Below are 18,149 nucleotides of genomic sequence, written 5' to 3'. Positions count from 1 at the left end.
TCTCTTATCGTCACTTTTACTATCAGCTGGGTGCTTATTTACCCAGCTTTTTTATTATCAGAATTTTATCATTAGAAAATTGAATTTAATGAATTATTCTAAATTACCTACCTTAACCACCCTATCTTAACGGTCGCCCTGACCAGTTCCTATCCGAGTATTTCATGAGCTTGCTAACCGCCAGTGTGTTTATTTTTATCTTAATTGCGTTAAGTGCCGTAGTGTCAAGCTCCGAGCTGGCGCTTGCCTCAGCTCGTAAAATCAAGCTTCAAGTAATGGCAAAATCTGGTGAAGTACGTGCGCTTGACGTACTTAATATGCAAGAACAGCCCGGTAGCTTTATTACTGTGGTACAAATTGCGCTCAATGCAGTGGCAATCCTAGCAGGGGTCATCGGTGAATCGGCAATCAGTCCCTATCTAGAGCAATTATTTGGTCATGAAGCGTTGGCATCCATCCTATCCTTTATTATCGTGACCAGCGTGTTTGTGCTGTTCGCTGATTTGATGCCCAAGCGTTTGGCAATGTCGAATGCTGAAGCCATTGCAGTAAAAATGGTACGACCGATGATTTTTTTAATTTTTATATTTAAACCTATTATTTGGGTATTTGATGGGGCAGCAAACTCCCTCTTTAAGTTAATAGGCATCTCTACCGTACGCCAAGATGAGATGACATCAGAAGACATTTATGCGGTTATGGACGCAGGTGCGGAGGCCGGCGTCATTAAGCATCAAGAGCATCACTTGATTGAAAATATCTTTGAGATGCAAGAGCGCACGGTGACTTCAGTCATGAATCCGCGCGAAAATATTGTTTATTTTGATACCAAAGCCAGCACTGAACAGGTGGTCGCGGTGATGATTCGTCAACCGCATAATAAGTTTTTAGTTTGTAGCGGTGAAGATTTGGAGCATATTATCGGTTATGTGGAATCGCGCAGCTTTTTGGCTTCCGTACTTGAGCAGCAACAGGTTTGCCTGACTGACAAGGCGCTACTCAAATCAGCGTTATTTATACCCGATACTTTGTCATTGTTCGAGGTGTTAGAAACTTTCAAATCTAATGGTGCAGACTTTGCCGTTATCGTTAATGAATATGCGCTGGTGGTGGGCGTCATTACCCTCAAAGACGTGATGAGTATCGTTATGGGCGAGCTGGTAACCTTAGAGGAGCAGCCCATTGTTCAACGTACCGATGACTCATGGCTGATTGATGGCATGACCCCTATTGAAGATGTGATTCGTGCACTCGGTATTGTTAATCTGCCTCATAGTGAAAACTACGAGACTATTAGCGGTTTTATGATGTTTATGCTCCGCAAAATTCCAAAAAAAACAGACAGTATTAAATATGCCTGTTATCACTTTGAGATTCTTGCGACCGACAATCTTAAAATCAATCAATTGCTAGTGACTAAATTTATAGATGCGGCTTAAAAATACGATTACTCACGTGCCCCAAATATTGCCGTACCCACGCGCACCATAGTCGAACCGTTGGCAATCGCGTCTGCCATATCATCACTCATGCCCATGCTCAGGGTGTCCCATGCTAACAATTCTGGATGCTGCTGTTTGATACTCTCAAATAGCTGCTGCGTTCGCGCAAAGGCATCAGTATCGTCTTTGGCCGGGATAATCATCAAGCCGCGCAGTTGCAGACGCTCATAGCTTTTAGCAGTGCCAATAAGCTCTGACAACTCTTCTGGACGGCAACCTGACTTGCTATTCTCATCATCAATATTAATCTGAATAAGTACATTAAGCGGTGCCATATTGTCTGGGCGCTGATCATTGAGACGCTTAGCAATAATATCGCGCTCAAGGGTCTGCACCCAATCAAAATGCTCAGCAATATCGCGAGTTTTATTACGCTGAATACTACCAATATAATGCCAAACAATCTCCTCGCCTTCAGGCTGATTTTTTAAAGTGGCAATTTTTTCAATCGCTTCTTGCAGGTAATTTTCACCAAAATCACGCTGGCCCTGTTTGGCTAATGTGGCCACCATTTCGGCCGGTTTGGTTTTTGATACTGCTAGCAAAGTCACGTTATCCGTTGCCTCATGCCCAGCTTGCTTGCTTGCCTGTACAACTTGCTGACACACCTGTTGCCAGTTATCCGTTAAAAGAGTGCTATCCATATTATTCTCATTATCTTGATTGTGATTAAGAAGAGTATATAAAAACACTATTTATAAAAAACTCAGAATAAACAATGTGATTGATTTGGAAATCTAGATAAACTTAACCGTTAGTCGGCTATTTTTACATTTAATTTATATCGTTGATGGTTAAATAAGAATAGTATTGTTATCATATTGTTACATTATTTAATGTATGCTGCCAGTGCCAGTATTCATTGTAATGAAAGCAGCCAAACACAATAGTATACCTGCCTATTCAATAATCTAATTTTGTGATTTGTGCTTCTTACTCGTATTGATTGAGTTTTGACTGATAGGAATACCCGACCATGGCTGAAAAAAGCACCTTAAGTATTGAAGATTTGCTGCGTTTTACTGTCAAGCATAAAGCATCAGATTTACATATTTCTGCTGGCATGCCAGCGATGATTCGGGTCGATGGCGAGATGACGCGCATTAACATGCCAGCTATGACCCATCAGGTGGTACATCAGCTGATATACGACATCATGAATGATAGACAGCGCTCCGACTTTGAGGAGTTTTTTGAGACCGACTTTTCATTTGAAATTCCGAATTTAGCACGTTTTCGGGTCAATGCCTTTAACCAAAATCGTGGTGCGGGTGCAGTCTTTCGTATTATTCCATCCAAAGTTTTAACTCTAGAAGATTTAGGTATGGGTGAAGTATTTAAACGCGTCTCGAACTTTAAACGCGGGGTGGTATTAGTGACTGGTCCGACAGGTTCAGGAAAGTCAACCACACTAGCGGCGATGGTCGATTATATCAACGAGACTCGTAAAGAACATATCCTAACGATTGAAGATCCTATTGAGTTTGTCCACGAATCAAAAAAAAGCCTGATCAACCAGCGCGAGGTTCACCGAGATACTTTGGGATTTGAGCCGGCACTTCGCTCTGCCTTGCGCGAAGATCCAGACGTTATTTTAGTCGGTGAGCTACGTGACCTCGAGACCATCCGCTTGGCCTTAACCGCTGCTGAAACGGGACATTTGGTATTCGGCACCTTGCATACCAGCTCAGCGGCCAAGACTATTGACCGCGTGATTGACGTGTTCCCTGCTGCCGAAAAAGATATGATCCGCGCGATGTTATCTGAGTCGCTACAAGCCGTGATTTCCCAAAGCCTGTTACGTAAACAAACAGGGGGCCGTGTTGCTGCGCATGAGATTATGTTGGGCACGCCAGCGATTCGCAACTTGATACGCGAAAATAAAATCGCCCAGATGTATTCATCGATTCAGACTGGGTCCAGCGACGGTATGATCACCCTCGATCAGTCACTCAAAAACTTGGTGACCAAAGGCACGATCAGTAAAGACGTGGCGCGCCCATATGCCAAACAGCCTGAGGCTTTTATCTAAAAGCGATTGCTGGTTTTTAATAAGCGTTGGTTAAGTTTAAAAAACATTCATCCCCTTCCTCAATAACAGTATGTATTTTATATTAGGTACGCTATGGACTTTGATAAGCTACTACAACTGATGATAAAAAATAACGGCTCTGATTTATTTATCACCGCTGATGTGGCCCCCTCAATGAAGGTGAATGGCACTATTCGTCCGGTTGGAAAAACACCGCTAACGGCTGAACAAACAATGATGCTGGTCAAAAGCGTGATGACCGAAAATCAAAAGCAAGAGTTCAAAGAGACCAACGAATGTCAATTTGCTATTACTGATAATGCCCAGCAAGCGCGTTTTCGTGTCAGTGCTTTTATGCAGCGCGATATGGCAGGAATGATTTTACGAAAAATCGAAAATAAAATCCCTACCGTCGAGGAGCTGCGCCTGCCGCCTTCATTGAAAGAGCTGGCCATGAAAAAGCGCGGTATCATTCTACTGGTAGGCGCTACTGGTACGGGTAAGTCCACTACCCTTGCCGCCATGGTCGGCTACCGCAATCAAAACTCACATGGACACATCATTACTATCGAAGATCCCATTGAGTTTGTGCATCAGCATCACGGCTGTATCGTCACCCAGCGTGAGGTTGGCATCGATACCTTAACGTTCGAGGCCGGTCTAAAAAATACCTTGCGCCAAGCACCAGATGTCATCTTAATCGGAGAGATTCGTAACCGTGAAGTCATGAGTTACGCCATTCAATATGCTGAAACTGGGCATTTGGTGTTTGCCACCTTGCATGCCAATAACGCAAACCAAGCCGTTGATCGTATCATTCACTTTTTTGAGTCTGATCGTCACAATCAGTTGTTTATGGATTTATCGCTGAATCTGCAAGCCATTATCGCCCAGCAGCTTATTCCAACCCCTGACGGCAAAAGTCGCCGTGCCGCTATCGAGATTTTATTAAACTCGCAGCTGATAAGTGACTATATTCGTAAAGGTGAAATTCACGAGATTAAAGAGGTCATGACGCGCTCACGTGATAGCGGCATGCAAACCTTTGATCAGGCGCTATTTGATTTATATGAAAATGGTGACATCACGTATCAAGACGCCATCAGTCATGCTGACTCGCCGAATGACTTGCGCCTCAAAATCAAACTTAGCATTAAAAATAGCACCCAAAATCTAGATGAAGGGGCTGATGGCTTGTCATTAGACATCAACTAGAAAAGCACTAATAAAGTCATAATATAAAAACACAACATAAAAAACAGCGCTTATAATGAGTGCTGTTTTTTGTTTATCAAATCTACTAAGGGGCGGTTAATAAATAACTGAATATAATTAGCCCCTACTAAAAATAGCTATCAATAATTGACTGTCAACTAGCAAAAACTTACTTAGCACTATCTTTGCAGTCTTGATTATTACAAATACCGAAAAGCACCAATGAATGGCCCGAGAGTTTAAAGCCGTGTTCTTTAGCGACTTTAAGCTGTTCTTTCTCGATGGTCTCATTATGAAACTCGATAATCTTGCCACAAACATCACAGACCAGATGGTCATGATGCTCTTCTTGTGCAATCTCGAACACCGATAAATTATTTTCAAAATTATGACGCTCAACGATGCCTGCTTGCTCAAATTGAGTCAGCACACGATATACGGTCGCTAAGCCCACATCTTCACCTTGCTCAATCAGTGCTTTATATACTTCCTCAGCACTCATATGATGCAGCTCTGCACTCTCAAGCAGCTCTAAAATCTTAATACGCGGTAAAGTCACTTTCAAACCCGCTTTACGTAAATCTTGATTGGTAAAAGAAGCCATGATATTCCTTTTGACTATTGAAGTCTTAGCAAATAAAAACACAAAAAAGTGAGGTTAATAAGGGTTGTGAATTCATTATTATTGAATTTTTAAAATATTAGCAGTGATAAATGGGGGAAATATCACATCAATAATAAACTAACACATACCAATTATTTTAATGCAAGTCTATGAATTTACACTATAAATCATAACGCATATCGGGCGCTGTTTGGTAAATAATGTCGTAAGTAGTAGGCAATGAGCAGTAAATGACGTATCATTTATCGGTGATTGCCGGTAAGACTTGCATTAGCTGCACTTAGCCGCGCCTAACCCATTTCTTATGAGTCATCTTACCATGATAAAGCCGTTAACCTTGCGTCCTCTTAGTCGCCGTCCGCTTAGCTATACTCGCACTTTACGCACGCTTATGATTACTGCAACCCTAGGCGCATCTGTCGCTATGTCTGGTTGCTCGTTGCTTAGTGTCTATAAGATTGATTTGCCACAAGGGACCCCCATTACTCAAACGCAAGCGCAAAAGTTGCAAGTGGGTATGAACCAAAACCAAGTCCTTTATATCTTGGGTAGCCCAGCTATTAGAGACACGCTTGAACCCAATCGTTGGGACTATATCTATGACTATCAAGCGGGTACTGAAGGTCGCCGTAAAGGTATCGCCGATGTCAAAAATGCCAGTCAGCATCTAATAATCTATTTTGATGCTAATGGCGTGGTGACTCGTATTGAAGGTCTTGAGTCGCTACCTGTCTCTTAAGATAACAAAAGTAACGGCTCATTGAGACTCAAACAGTACCATTACTTCGTGAAAGTAACGGCTCATTGAATGTTACTTTGTGAGTGCTGAATTTTCGTCCGACAACATTGTTAACGATACTTCATTATTAATTATATTTTACTTTTTTGGTGCTTTTACTTTTGCGCTGAGACATAGGATCAGCGCTTAAGCTACGATAGACTTCAATGCGATCGAGCGGCTGCAGCAGATAGTTAAGCGGCTGTTTTTGCGCGTAGATACCGACATGCCATAGCTTAGCTTTAGGGTTAGCGATATCAGCAACTTGCGCACACCATTCTGCTAAATCAGGAAACTGAGTCAACCAGCCCGCCTGCTCTAGTGCCTGGTATAAAGTTGTACCAGCAGCCACTTGCAGGGTTAAATAGTGCTGGCGCTGCGCATCTTCAGCGTACGCCAAATGGACAGTCATCAGCTCAACCACTGCATCACCCAGCCTATTAATGCTAAAATCAATGCCAAAGGCACAATCAGTCGAATGGCTATCCGCCATAAATTGTATAGCGCTTCATTGCCGAAGTTTAACGACTTACGCAAATGACTGATTTTCATGCGCCAGCCTACAAAAACTGATAACAACAACACCGCGACACTGCTAATAATTACCAATATCCCAACCAGCCACGTGGTCGGTATCGCAATTACCAATATCAGACCTATTACTAAGGTTAGTACCAAGCTAATCAAAAGACCAAATTTATGCGCCAATTGCTGAGCACTATAATGCAGTAAATAACTGGCGACAAATAACACCCCGAACCAATATAACAGCTGGCCAATAGGCGGCAACGTTAAGCCGCTGATAAATAATGCCACCATGCCAACCAGTAGTTGCAGTATCCAAATCGGTAATACCAGTTTAGTAGCGCGGTAGCTATTAAGCTTACTAGCGCCGCTGGATGTGCGTGAGTTCGGTGTATTATGCTGACTGCTGTCAACAGCGGTGGTAGCTTGTTTGGTTATTAAATGCTGACCGAACCAGTACAGACCGGTACCCGCGCCAACGCTCACTAATGCCAAGGCTACGGCACGTGCCCACTCGCTTAAACTGATACCAGTCATCGCAAAATCAATACGCGGTAAACCGCCAGCCAAACCCATTGCCAGACCTATGACCATAAGCCCTAAGCCAATCGGTAACGGGGCAACGCCCAATAAACTAAGCAATACCGCGATGACCATGAGACCTGCCGCAACCGCAAAACTAGGCACAGCAGGGACACTATCAAGCGCCGTTAAAGCGGATAATATACCGCTGCTCGCCCCTGATATGACCAAAGCGGCAATAACTATCGCTACAAGCGCCGCCAACCAACCAAAACTGCGCCACAACGGACTGGCATCGGCCTCGCGAGTTAGCTTTTGCATGCCTGCCAATGGCGCTTCAGTGCTGCGATAGGCCAGTGCTATCTCAGCATAAATGACCGGAAGCGATACCACCACCATAGCTAATAACCAGAGTAACCAGAAGTCAATCTCGCCAATGGAAGCAGGCGCAAACCACCGAAACAGTAATAGCGGCAATAAAGCTGCCATAAAATAAGATGCATAGCGGATCATCATAATCTCAATCCAAAAATCTAAGGTAAATAATAAAAATAACAACAATAGCTTTCATAAAGACTATAGAGGTTATGCAGCTATAAAAAAACCCCGAGAACGGGGTTTAATAGCGAATCATAAGTCCGCAGATAGGGTAATAAGCCCAGCATAGTGTCTTATTACCCTATCTGTTTAATGAATAGCGCTAAGATAATCTGACAAAATACGAATATCACGATCTGATAGTCTCGATGCTACCGTTTGCATCATTCCCATTTCGCCTTCTTTATCCGCATCATTGATACGTTTTTGATCATCACTATCGATATCATCCTCACGACCAGCGGCACGGAACAATTTAAGCTGGGTTGCGATATATAGAGAATGTTGACCACCTAGACGCGGAAATGCGGCCCAAGTATTACCCGCTGCATCTGGACCATGACAGCCTGCGCAACCAATCACTCCACGCGACTTATCACCACCTAAAAATAGCTTAGTGGCTTCTTGAGTGGTCGCAGGATTACCAAAGCCAACGCCCCAAGGCGCTTGCTCAGCATAATAACCTGACACGTTGGCAAGGTCTTGCTGTGATAGATTCGCCACTTGTGATTGCATAATACCGTTTTTACGATAGCCTGATTTAAAATTGACCAGTTGTTTATACAGATATTTGACGTTTTGACCACCCACATTGGGCTGGGATGGGACGATACTCACCCCGTCGACACCATGACAGGCGGCACAGACCGTTTCAGCGATTTGTTTACCTGCATTAGCATCATATTCAGGAACAGTGATAGCAGCTTGTACGCTGAAACTTGCAACACATAAGCTGGCGGCAGCGATTAACTTTTTCATGGATACAGATCCTACTAACTCGACGTAAGCATTATTGAGATTGATTGTAACTTAGAGTAGTTATACTAATAAGACACCCGATATGTATCAACCTATTATTGGGCGAGGTAAACCATATCATTTGAGGTCTTAATCACAATCCGCCTGAAAGCACTTACTAACATCAGGGTTTATTTGCGATTATTATAGCAAGACTTTATAGAATTTGCCTACTTAATCATAGCACCTAGCGGTTTTTCTACTTACATCGGGGCATAACGTCTGTGATAATAAAAAAAAGCGCATGAATTGGGTCAGACTTGCGCTTTATCTTGGCTTTCTAAGCTGCTCGTTTTAAGATTTTCATTTTAAGTGATCGTTCGCTGTCATTGTTTATAGCTGTTATTGACTCATATAGTCGATAAGCTTGCGATAATCGTCATCGTCACACTCATCACATAATCCGCCAGCTGGCATCTGAATCATGCCACCTTTGACCGAATTAATTAATGTTGGCAAGCCCTTTTGTTCTATGAGCTGATGCCATCGGGTGCTATCCCCTTTTTTGACGGCATTCAGCGCGCCACTATCGTGACAAGCGGCACAAGAGTTACTATAAATGGTTGAAATATCAGCAGCGACGGCATTACCCATCATTGCGGTACACAGTATCAATGTGGCGACACTGCCACCCAAAGCGCGTCCTGCCCTGGCAGCAACTGAAATTATTGAGCGCATAAGACATCTCCTTTAATTTACCTTGGTTTGATTGACTGTAGATAGCACAGTCAGGCGACACTATTATTTCTAATATCATCTTGAATACCAGCTCAACTAAAATTGTAACAATATATGTCATATTAATATAGGTGCATCCGGTTTAGCTTTCGTAAACCAAAATAAGCGTATGACTAATTTTCGCTAAGCTCAGCGGCACTTTAGTGTTATGCTGTCATTAATATGATGCTAGTGCTGATTATTTCAACAGATAGTACAAAACTAGGTGGGACATAAGGTAATATATTTTACCTTTAAAACTCTAAAGCTAGCTGTAGTTAGGGCTATTGCTTCATAACTATCTATTTAAATTGCCGCAAGTAGTTGGGTCCAGTATCTGGATTTATTTTACAATTTTTTGAATGTTAATGAGTCATTTATGAGCACCCCGTTTAAAGATGTCGCCGCCGAGCATGCGGCGTTTAATACCAAGGCCCGTCAGCGTATTCAGCAAACTGAATTTATGACCTCAGCGCCTACCTTTCGCCTATGCCCTCCTGATGAAGGGTTTGAGGTGGCATTTGCCGGACGCTCGAATGCGGGTAAATCCTCAGCTATTAATGCGCTGACCAATCAGCGGCAACTGGCACGTTCGTCAAAAACGCCTGGTCGCACGCAGATGATTAACTTTTTTAGTATTGGGGACACCGATAGACGGCTAGTCGATTTGCCGGGCTACGGTTATGCTGCCGTGCCGCTTGAGATGAAAAAAGAGTGGCAAGTGGAGCTAGAAGAATATTTGGTATCACGATCAAGCCTTGCAGGTTTGGTGCTACTGACTGATATTCGCCATCCATTAAAATTCTTCGATGAACAAATGCTACATTGGGCCAAAGAAGGCGAGCTGCCAGTCCATATTTTGCTGACCAAAGCTGACAAGCTCAAATATGGTGCTTCTAAAAACGCCCTACTCAATACCCGCCAAGCGCTCAAAAAGTTAGGCTTAAACTGCACTATTCAGTTATTTTCAGCGCTCAAAAAAGAAGGGCTTGATGAGCTGGCTGGGGTGATGGGAAACTGGTACGAATATAAACATGGCGAAGAAGAAGCTGTTACTGATCAAATTAGTGCTGAAGTAGCAGATTTTGAGCAGGAAGATGATGGTCAAGAAAAATCTGAACAAAGTGCTGAGCAAGCTGGTACTAAAGACACAGCCGCTGAACAGAAAGATGCTGAATAAATAGTGCTCGTAATAAGAAAAAGGGATTTATCATCAATAGCGATAAATCCCTTTTTCTTTGCTTTTTTTTTGATAAATTTATTTAATCAATGTTTCTTAGGTCACTTTATGGAATGTGGTGTTTACTTAGCACATAATAGTTTGGCCAACGCTTGCGGGGCTCCCACCTGATAAGTAGGCTGTTGCGCGCTAAGCTCTGAGCTAGCTGCGGTGCCGTAATCAACCGCAATACTGGTCATACCCAGCTTATTCGCCATTTGAATATCGTAAATGCTGTCACCAATATATACCGCATCAGCAATGTCCTGCTGCGCATATTCCAAAATATCAACAAGCATCTGTGGATTGGGCTTAGAGCCGGATTCATCGGCACAGCGTGTGATAACAAAATAATCATGACTGTCAGATACATCCAATACCCGATCAAGACCCCGTCGTTTTTTACCTGTTGCGACCGCCAGCTGTTTGCCTTGACTTTTTAAGGTTTGCAGCATGTTTTCTATATCATCAAAAAACGGCGTACGGTGACTATTAGGAATATAGTAATCGATATAGCTTTGTTGAATCGCCAGCTTTTGCTCGGCAGTCGCGATGGGATATAAAATATCGATCCCTGTCAGTAGACTCAACCCAATGATATCTTTTACCGCCTTATCAGTGGTAACAAAACCATGTGCCTCGCCAGCAACGTGCATGGACTCAACGATTAAACCGATTGAGTCCATCAAGGTGCCATCCCAATCAAAGATAATCAGTGTTTTATCCGCTAAGTTAAATTCAGCGGATAATAAGGCTGAATTATTGGTATTTGACTGACTCATAGATTGACCTTAGCGTATGACCTTTAAACAGGAGCCGTTATTAATGATAATGATATCAGGGCAAGCAACTTAGCTTATACTTTTGGCAACTCAGCATCTGTTGGTAATAAGCCTGCGATATCTTCTGGTAGCGGCGCGATAATCAGCTCATAGCCTGGGATATCTAAGCGCCACGCATGTAGACACAGACGATGAACGCCTGATTTATCATGCACATTATATTTATCATCACCTAGAATAGCATGACCAATATGGGCTAAATGTACCCGTATTTGATGGGTGCGTCCGGTCAGCGGTTTGGCTTCTATCAGACTTACCATTTGATTGGCAATCATAAAACGGCTATGTACCACAATATCGGTCTGGCTTTCTTTGGCTTGAGGGTCTTTGGCATCCACCTTGACGCGGCGTTCACCACTAGCCAGTGTGTAGCGTAGTAATGGCGCATCAATACGCTGCTCATTAAGCGCAGGTTGACCTTTTGCTAAGCATAGATAATGCTTTTGGATGGTCTTGTCTATCAGATGCTGCTGTAAGGCTTTAAGCGTTGAGCGCTTCTTAGAAATCATGAGCAGCCCTGAAGTATCTTTATCAATACGGTGTATCAGCTCTAGGTATTTTTTACCTGTCACTTCACGCATTGCTTCAATTACCCCAAAATCCAGCCCACTGCCGCCATGAACGGCAATGCCTGAAGGCTTGTTAAGCACTATTAGGCCGTCATCTTCATAAACCACCCGTGCCAGTAAACTTTTGGCAAACTCGGTACTGATAATCGGTTTTTCGCGGGTTGCCAGCTGTACAGGAGCAATGCGCACCACATCGTCACGGTGCACTCGATCATGAGCTTTACAACGCTTATTATTGACTCGAATCTCATCTGAGCGAATCATCTTGTAAATATGGGCTTTTGGCAAGCCTTTTAGACGATTAAGTAAGAAATTGTCTAAGCGCTGATCGTGCTGATGGCGCGTTACTTCCAGATAATTGACCTTCTCAAAGTTACTAATCTCATCATCAGCGCTTTGCGGACGAGTTTTACTATTAAAGATGCCAGGGGCTTCATGGGTCGGTGCGTCGTCGGTCATTTTGGAGTTTGTCATTTTTAGTTAGGTATTTACACAAAGATTTGTTATAGTTTAGCATGTTGAGCGTCAATTGCGCATAGGTCACGGCAATAATCCTCATTGTCTTAGATAGCCAATCGCCATCTTTACTACTGGTTAGTAACGAGGCGCATGCTATATACCGTGATAAGATTGGACGTTTCATCTAATTTTTAGGGTAAGATGCTTGATAACAACAAGCACCGCGCCCAATTAATGGTATTAACAACACATATACTCGTATTGATAACATTGGTATAAAGACCAATTTATTGAACGACAACAGCACACAATTTACTCATTTAACGCATGACCACGACTTGATTTGCAATTTTTTTTGCAACGTTAATGGACACGTGCAGTTGAGCAAGTGATAACAGCTTGATGTTAAGAATGTACCGTTGCCTGACTACTGGTGGTCAAACAGATAATGATCTTTAAGCAACACCAACGATACCGCGCTGATGAGCCGGTCACTATTCTGTTTGCCAAGTACGCCCCGCTGAATGGCAGTGCAGCAACACACTAACGAAAGATCACACTGATATTAACGATATTTAAAAAACACAATGATAAATAAGTAAAAAAGCTCAACCTTAATAGCCCGACTTTAATAAATAATAGCTTGTTCACTTGCCTTGGCTTTATATTAACTTTCATAACGCCAGGGTTATAACAGTATTAATATTGCCACTATGGATTAGCCTTACAAGCATGGCCTACTCATTAATATATGCTAACAACTTATATTGATGGCACGCTGAAAAATATCAGCCTAATAGCTGAACGATAAATATTAACAAGGGTTTGAATGCTTAGGTTTTAACGCCTAGCCATGATACTTATTGTTATAAAGATCATAAGATAAACGATTGCAGCCTTACAATCTGTATTGGGGTTAACTATATTGGTCTTAAAAGATCGTTTCAGCAATGCATTTAGGCTTTAGGCAATATTAATGAGCAACCGTTATCGAAGCGAGCCATTACATATAGCTATTTTGGTTTTTTTATCTGTCCTGTTTTAAATATCCTATAATATCTTTAGCTAATTTTAATATTAGCCGCTCTTGTTTCTGCCCCCATAAAAATCACTTTGTCGTTGTTATGCGTACTCATAGGATATTGATATGAAACGCATTTTAATTAACGCCACTCAAAACGAAGAAGTTCGTGTTGCCCTCTGTAAAGGCAATCATCTGTACGATTTCGATTTAGAAAACCGTACTCGCGAACAAAAAAAATCAAACATTTATAAAGGCCACGTTACCCGTGTCGAGCCGTCGCTTGAAGCAGTATTCGTCGAATATGGCTCACAACGTCAAGGTTTTTTACCTATTCGTGAGATTTCTGCTGAATATCTCAGTGGCAACCCACGTGATGAAAACATCAAAAAACTCATCAAAGAAGGCGATGAGCTTATAGTCCAAGTCGAAAAAGAAGAACGCGGCAATAAAGGCGCTGCCCTATCGACTTATGTATCGCTAGCCGGTCGTTATTTAGTCTTGATGCCAAACAACCCTCGTGGTGGCGGTATCTCACGACAAATCTCCGGCAAACTTCGTGAAGACATGAAACGCATGCTGGGTAATTTAGATTTACCAAAAGGTATGAGTGTCATTATTCGTACCGCTGGCATTGGTAAAACTCAAGAAGACTTGCAACACGATTTGAACCATTTGCTTAATATCTGGCAAGCCATTCAAGAACAAAATCAAAAATATCCGTCACCGCGTCTCGTCCATCAAGAAGCAGGCGTTGTCACGCGCGCGGTGCGCGATTATCTACGTGATGATATTGCTGAGATTTGGATTGATAACGAAAATGCTTATATCGAAGCAGCCGGCTTTATTGATGCAGTGATGCCCACACAGGCAGACAAGCTACGTAAATATACTGATTACGAGCCTATGTTTGCGCGCTTTAACATCGAAAAACAAATTGAAACTGCCTACCAACGTGAAGTGCGCTTGCCTTCTGGCGGCGCAATCGTCATTGACCAAACAGAAGCCTTGGTCTCTATCGACATTAACTCTGCCAAATCTACTAAAGGCTCGGATGTTGCCGAAACTGCTTATCATACTAACTTAGAAGCGGCTGATGAGATTGCGCGCCAGCTACGTCTGCGTGATATGGGTGGTTTGGTTGTCATTGATTTCATTGATATGAATGACAACAAGCATCAAAAGGAAGTGGAAAAACGGCTAGTCGACGCTACCAAATATGACCGTGCCCGCGTACAGTTTGGCGATATCTCTAAATTTGGTTTGATGGAGATGAGCCGTCAGCGCCTACGTCCGTCACTAGAAGAATCTACTGGCTATATTTGCCCTCGTTGTCATGGCAACGGTATGATTCGTGATTTGCGCTCATTATCGTTATCAATTATGCGCGAAATTGAACAAATCGCTCTAAAAGAACGTCAAGGTGAAGTACAAGCAGAAGTACCGACTGATATCGCTGCATTCTTACTGAATGAAAAACGCGACAGCTTGGTCTATCTTGAGCAAGACAGTGGCACACGTATCACCATCTTACCGCATGCCCATTTAGAGTCGCCCAACTTTAAATTGCACTTTAACCGTGATGGTTTTGCACCATCAAGTTATGAGCGCATTACCGATACTCAGCAACAAGAACATAGTGGTTTAGGTTATGACGTTGATTGGCAAACGGCCGAAAAAGAACGCCCTGAGCAACAACCTACGCGCCAACCACGTAAAGCGCCTGATAGTGCCAATAGTAGTAGCAGCACGCAAAGTGCTAATCAACCAAACCAGCAAAACGCTAACCAAAATAACAACAGCGTCAGCCATAGTAATGAGCACCGCAATCAAAATAGCCATAATCAGAACAATCCTAATAAAAATGGTAATGAGCCGACGTCATCGACTCGAGCAGTACAGAATGACGCTACTCAAAATAATCCGGCTCAAAGCGCGACTAATCAAAACAGCACTAATGAAAATAGTGGTGCCCAAAACAACAATGCCCAAAATGTACAGTCTGCCTCTTCTCCAGTAGTAGCGCAATCTCCTGCTGCCGCCCAGCCGCAAGCGGTTGCTTGGTTGTCCAATCTTTTTACTCAAGCTCCACAAGCACAAACCACAGCAGGCTTTAGCAGCCATGATGCCGCTGAAGCGATTGAGGCTTTAGTAAATACGGGCGCACAAAGCTTAGGCTCATTTGGTCAAGTTGATAATAGTGTCTTGGATAATACTGCTGTCACTGGCGCGCAAACGTCAGCAGCACCGCAAACCAGCCAGCCAGCAGCTGTACAGAAAGAGGACAGCCAACAATCAGATAGTAATACCAATCGTCAGCAAAACCGTCGTCATAATAATACTAATAACAATACTGCTGGTAGCAACAGTGTCGATAGCAATACTACTGACGATAACAATGCCGACGATAGAAGAAGACGCAAGACGCGCAAATCAAGATCAGCAAAGCCGCATCAGAGAAAAGATCAGCGCGATGAGACAGTTAATGATGATAGCAATGATGACAAGTCGTCTGATAACCAAGATAAGCGCGATAGCGATAACAGACGTAGTAACAACGATCGCAACCGTAACAATCGTCAAGATAATCGTCAGGACAGTAGCCCTAACAACAGCGAGCGTAACGACGCTTCTCAGAGCGACACTCAAGCTGCTGCTACTACTAACCAAGCCGATGAGCAAACACGTAGCAAACGTAAGCCACACAGCCAACGTAGCTCACGCGGTAAGCTTGAACGCAATGATACCTTGACGGCGGACAGTAGTGCAAAGCAACAACAGGCGCAAGCCGATGCAAGTCAAACAGCTGCTAGTAACGATAAAGACCAAGCTAACGCTCGTCGCCAGCAAGACCCTAACGAGGTGACGTTACATGTCAACGAAGCACACGCCAAGCTCAAAGTACCCGAAGTGGTTCATCTGTCTTTAGATGACAGTAAATCTGAAAAAACAGTAGCTAAGCCAGCTGATGAACAAATCACTCAGCGTAACCTAGCTACAGATGACGCCACGAAGAAAAGTGGAGAGCAGCACTCAGCCCAGCAGAGTGAAAACAAACCAGCAGCAGAGACGACGCCTCAATCTATAAATCAGACGTCGGCTGATAGCACTGCTATTGATACTACTGTTAATTCTGCTGAGGATGAAGTGTCGTCTTCTAACGCTTTTGAAGTCGGTAGCGCGAACAACAGCGATACTGATAGCCAAACTGAAAAAAAAACTGTCAGCCAAAACGTCAGTTCAGCTACAGTTAGTAAATTAATTGTAGATAATCAGCAATCATCTGCGACCGACTCGGGCATTCGAGAGCCAATAGCCGCCAAAAATGTCACAGCTAGCGAGTCGACAGATAATACCGAGAATCAAAAAGCTGGTATTGACGCTGCTACAGTGACTGCTGAAATTAAAGCGACTCGTACTGAAAGCAATAGCACCGAAAGCGCTAACGTCGAAAATGTTAACGTCGAAGAAAGTAGTGCTAGAGATGGCAATACCGTGCTAGAGCTTACCCGCGAGGCGTTGTTTGCTAAGCGTTATGTGACTGCCAATAAGTTCGGTCAGGCCAGTAATGACCCACGCGTTGTTCGTGATCAGCAGTCACAACCACAAGTGACACCAGCGGTAGCAATCACTGAGCTCGTCATTCAACAAACTGTTGCAAATGCTCCCGCTATTCGTGGTACGGTTGGCGAATTCATTCACGCTACCCTTGCTGATGCGCAAAGCCGTTTAGCAGATAATGGCGTGATTCGCAGCTTTATTGACGCCATCGCTGTCCACACTCAGCAAGCGCAATCTGCTGATGTTGAAAATGATGTTAATGACGATAGCAATATAATTGAAGCTAGCGAGGTTAAAGGAAGCAATGCTAGTGATAGCAGCTTTGACTTTAGCAACTATGGCTATCAACCGTTAGCGGCAGATTATCTAACCCGCTTTAAGGCAATGACCCAAGCGGTCAGTCAGTTTGCAGCCACGCAAGGTAAAACAGCGGTCGAACCACGCGCCATTGGCAAACGTGCCAGCAATGACCCACGCGGACAGCATCCTGACTATCAAGCGCCAGCGGCGCTAGAGGCAACTGCGATCAGCGAATCTACTACCGCGCCAAGCCCAGACGCTGAGTCTGATTCTCGTTATGGAAGCGCTAACGCTGAAGAAGTGAGTGACATTGTTAATAGCGACCTTGTTAATACTGATGTAACTCAATCTGAAACCGTAGCTACTGACAGTCAAGCTGAAAGCCATAAAGTTGACGCTCATGACGTTGAAGCCAACGAGTTGACTGGAGAGAGGCAAGCAGACGAGATCAGCGCTGAAAGCGAGCAATTGCTACAAGCGGATCAAGTTTATCTAGATAACATACAGCTTGATAGCAGTGAGCTAAGCGATGCCGAGCTTGATGAAGCAGAAGCAATGGACAGCGAGACGGTAAATGCAGAATCTATCAAAGATAACAGCCAAGCCGGTAAATCAAAAACCACCATTGCCAGTTATAAAAATATGATTGAGAGTGTTGCTGAGCAGTTGCTGCAACAAACCGGTACCTTTAATTTAACCACCCCAAAGGTTCCTAAATCGCGCAGTCGTAAACCAAAAACTGAGCTCAAAAAACCAACGCAAGCTGAAAATGTAGAAACAGATGACTCTGATAATGAGAGTTAAGCTTTAATGCTGAAGTTGAGTACTAGTTTTGAAGCTGAGTGTTAACACTAAAAATGATATTAA

14 protein-coding genes are annotated in these 18,149 nt (G+C 43.3%); 6 read left to right on the top strand and 8 right to left on the bottom strand.

From position 1 onward, the window contains the following. Positions 1-164 precede the first annotated feature (164 nt). Positions 165-1,439, top strand: a complete 1,275-nt coding sequence (locus tag JMY06_RS05230) for a hemolysin family protein (protein WP_201526523.1) — start codon at positions 165-167, stop codon at positions 1,437-1,439. Positions 1,440-1,447: 8 nt separating this feature from the next. Here the strand turns inward: JMY06_RS05230 and JMY06_RS05225 are convergent, their stop codons facing one another. After that, complete coding sequence (locus tag JMY06_RS05225) at positions 1,448-2,146, bottom strand: YggS family pyridoxal phosphate-dependent enzyme (protein ID WP_201616830.1); 699 nt, start codon at positions 2,144-2,146, stop codon at positions 1,448-1,450. 332 nt (positions 2,147-2,478) lie between these two features. On the opposite strand from JMY06_RS05225, the gene JMY06_RS05220 reads away from it, so the two are divergent. Together JMY06_RS05220 and JMY06_RS05215 are read left to right on the top strand one after the other, a co-directional pair. Beyond that, complete coding sequence (locus tag JMY06_RS05220) at positions 2,479-3,534, top strand: type IV pilus twitching motility protein PilT (protein WP_201526525.1); 1,056 nt, start codon at positions 2,479-2,481, stop codon at positions 3,532-3,534. 93 nt (positions 3,535-3,627) lie between these two features. After that, positions 3,628-4,749, top strand: a complete 1,122-nt coding sequence (locus tag JMY06_RS05215; protein WP_201526526.1) for a PilT/PilU family type 4a pilus ATPase — start codon at positions 3,628-3,630, stop codon at positions 4,747-4,749. Between the two features lie 169 nt (positions 4,750-4,918). Here the strand turns inward: JMY06_RS05215 and fur are convergent, their stop codons facing one another. Further along, complete coding sequence (fur, locus tag JMY06_RS05210; RefSeq protein WP_201526527.1) at positions 4,919-5,353, bottom strand: ferric iron uptake transcriptional regulator; 435 nt, start codon at positions 5,351-5,353, stop codon at positions 4,919-4,921. Between the two features lie 325 nt (positions 5,354-5,678). Between fur and JMY06_RS05205 the strand changes: the two genes are divergently transcribed. After that, on the top strand, positions 5,679-6,113 hold the full coding sequence (locus JMY06_RS05205; RefSeq protein WP_201616829.1) for an outer membrane protein assembly factor BamE: 435 nt from the start codon (positions 5,679-5,681) through the stop codon (positions 6,111-6,113). A 127-nt stretch (positions 6,114-6,240) separates the two neighbouring features. Here the strand turns inward: JMY06_RS05205 and JMY06_RS05200 are convergent, their stop codons facing one another. From JMY06_RS05200 to JMY06_RS05185, 4 genes are all read right to left on the bottom strand, one after another. Then, positions 6,241-6,564: an RnfH family protein gene (locus JMY06_RS05200; protein ID WP_201616827.1), complete on the bottom strand. Its 324-nt coding sequence runs from the start codon at positions 6,562-6,564 to the stop codon at positions 6,241-6,243. Further along, a complete protein-coding gene (locus tag JMY06_RS05195; RefSeq protein WP_201526532.1) occupies positions 6,564-7,715 on the bottom strand; it encodes a hypothetical protein in 1,152 nt (383 codons plus the stop codon). Before JMY06_RS05195 ends, JMY06_RS05200 begins: the two co-directional genes overlap by 1 nt. 171 nt (positions 7,716-7,886) lie before the next feature. Then, complete coding sequence (locus JMY06_RS05190) at positions 7,887-8,555, bottom strand: c-type cytochrome (RefSeq protein ID WP_201526533.1); 669 nt, start codon at positions 8,553-8,555, stop codon at positions 7,887-7,889. A 381-nt stretch (positions 8,556-8,936) separates the two neighbouring features. Then, positions 8,937-9,272 (bottom strand): c-type cytochrome, encoded by a 336-nt coding sequence (locus JMY06_RS05185; protein WP_201526534.1) that lies wholly within the window; start codon positions 9,270-9,272, stop codon positions 8,937-8,939. Between the two features lie 418 nt (positions 9,273-9,690). Between JMY06_RS05185 and yihA the strand changes: the two genes are divergently transcribed. Next, positions 9,691-10,491 carry a ribosome biogenesis GTP-binding protein YihA/YsxC gene (gene yihA, locus JMY06_RS05180; protein WP_227672180.1) on the top strand — a complete coding sequence of 267 codons (801 nt, stop codon included), beginning with the start codon at positions 9,691-9,693 and terminating at the stop codon, positions 10,489-10,491. A 122-nt stretch (positions 10,492-10,613) separates the two neighbouring features. Here yihA and JMY06_RS05175 read toward each other — a convergent pair whose 3' ends face one another. Both JMY06_RS05175 and JMY06_RS05170 read right to left on the bottom strand, forming a co-directional pair. Then, a complete protein-coding gene (locus JMY06_RS05175) occupies positions 10,614-11,312 on the bottom strand; it encodes an HAD-IIIA family hydrolase (protein ID WP_201616826.1) in 699 nt (232 codons plus the stop codon). A 74-nt stretch (positions 11,313-11,386) separates the two neighbouring features. Beyond that, positions 11,387-12,400 (bottom strand): RluA family pseudouridine synthase, encoded by a 1,014-nt coding sequence (locus JMY06_RS05170; protein ID WP_201526538.1) that lies wholly within the window; start codon positions 12,398-12,400, stop codon positions 11,387-11,389. Between the two features lie 1,147 nt (positions 12,401-13,547). On the opposite strand from JMY06_RS05170, the gene JMY06_RS05165 reads away from it, so the two are divergent. After that, on the top strand, positions 13,548-18,086 hold the full coding sequence (locus JMY06_RS05165) for an Rne/Rng family ribonuclease (RefSeq protein ID WP_201616824.1): 4,539 nt from the start codon (positions 13,548-13,550) through the stop codon (positions 18,084-18,086). The last annotated feature ends 63 nt before the right edge of the window (positions 18,087-18,149 follow it).

Origin of the sequence: Psychrobacter urativorans (assembly GCF_904846675.1) — a bacterium.
In the GTDB taxonomy this organism is placed as follows: Bacteria; Pseudomonadota; Gammaproteobacteria; order Pseudomonadales; family Moraxellaceae; genus Psychrobacter; species Psychrobacter urativorans_B.
Note: the sequence above shows the minus strand (reverse complement) of the source record. Positions and strands in the feature narration are given on the sequence as shown.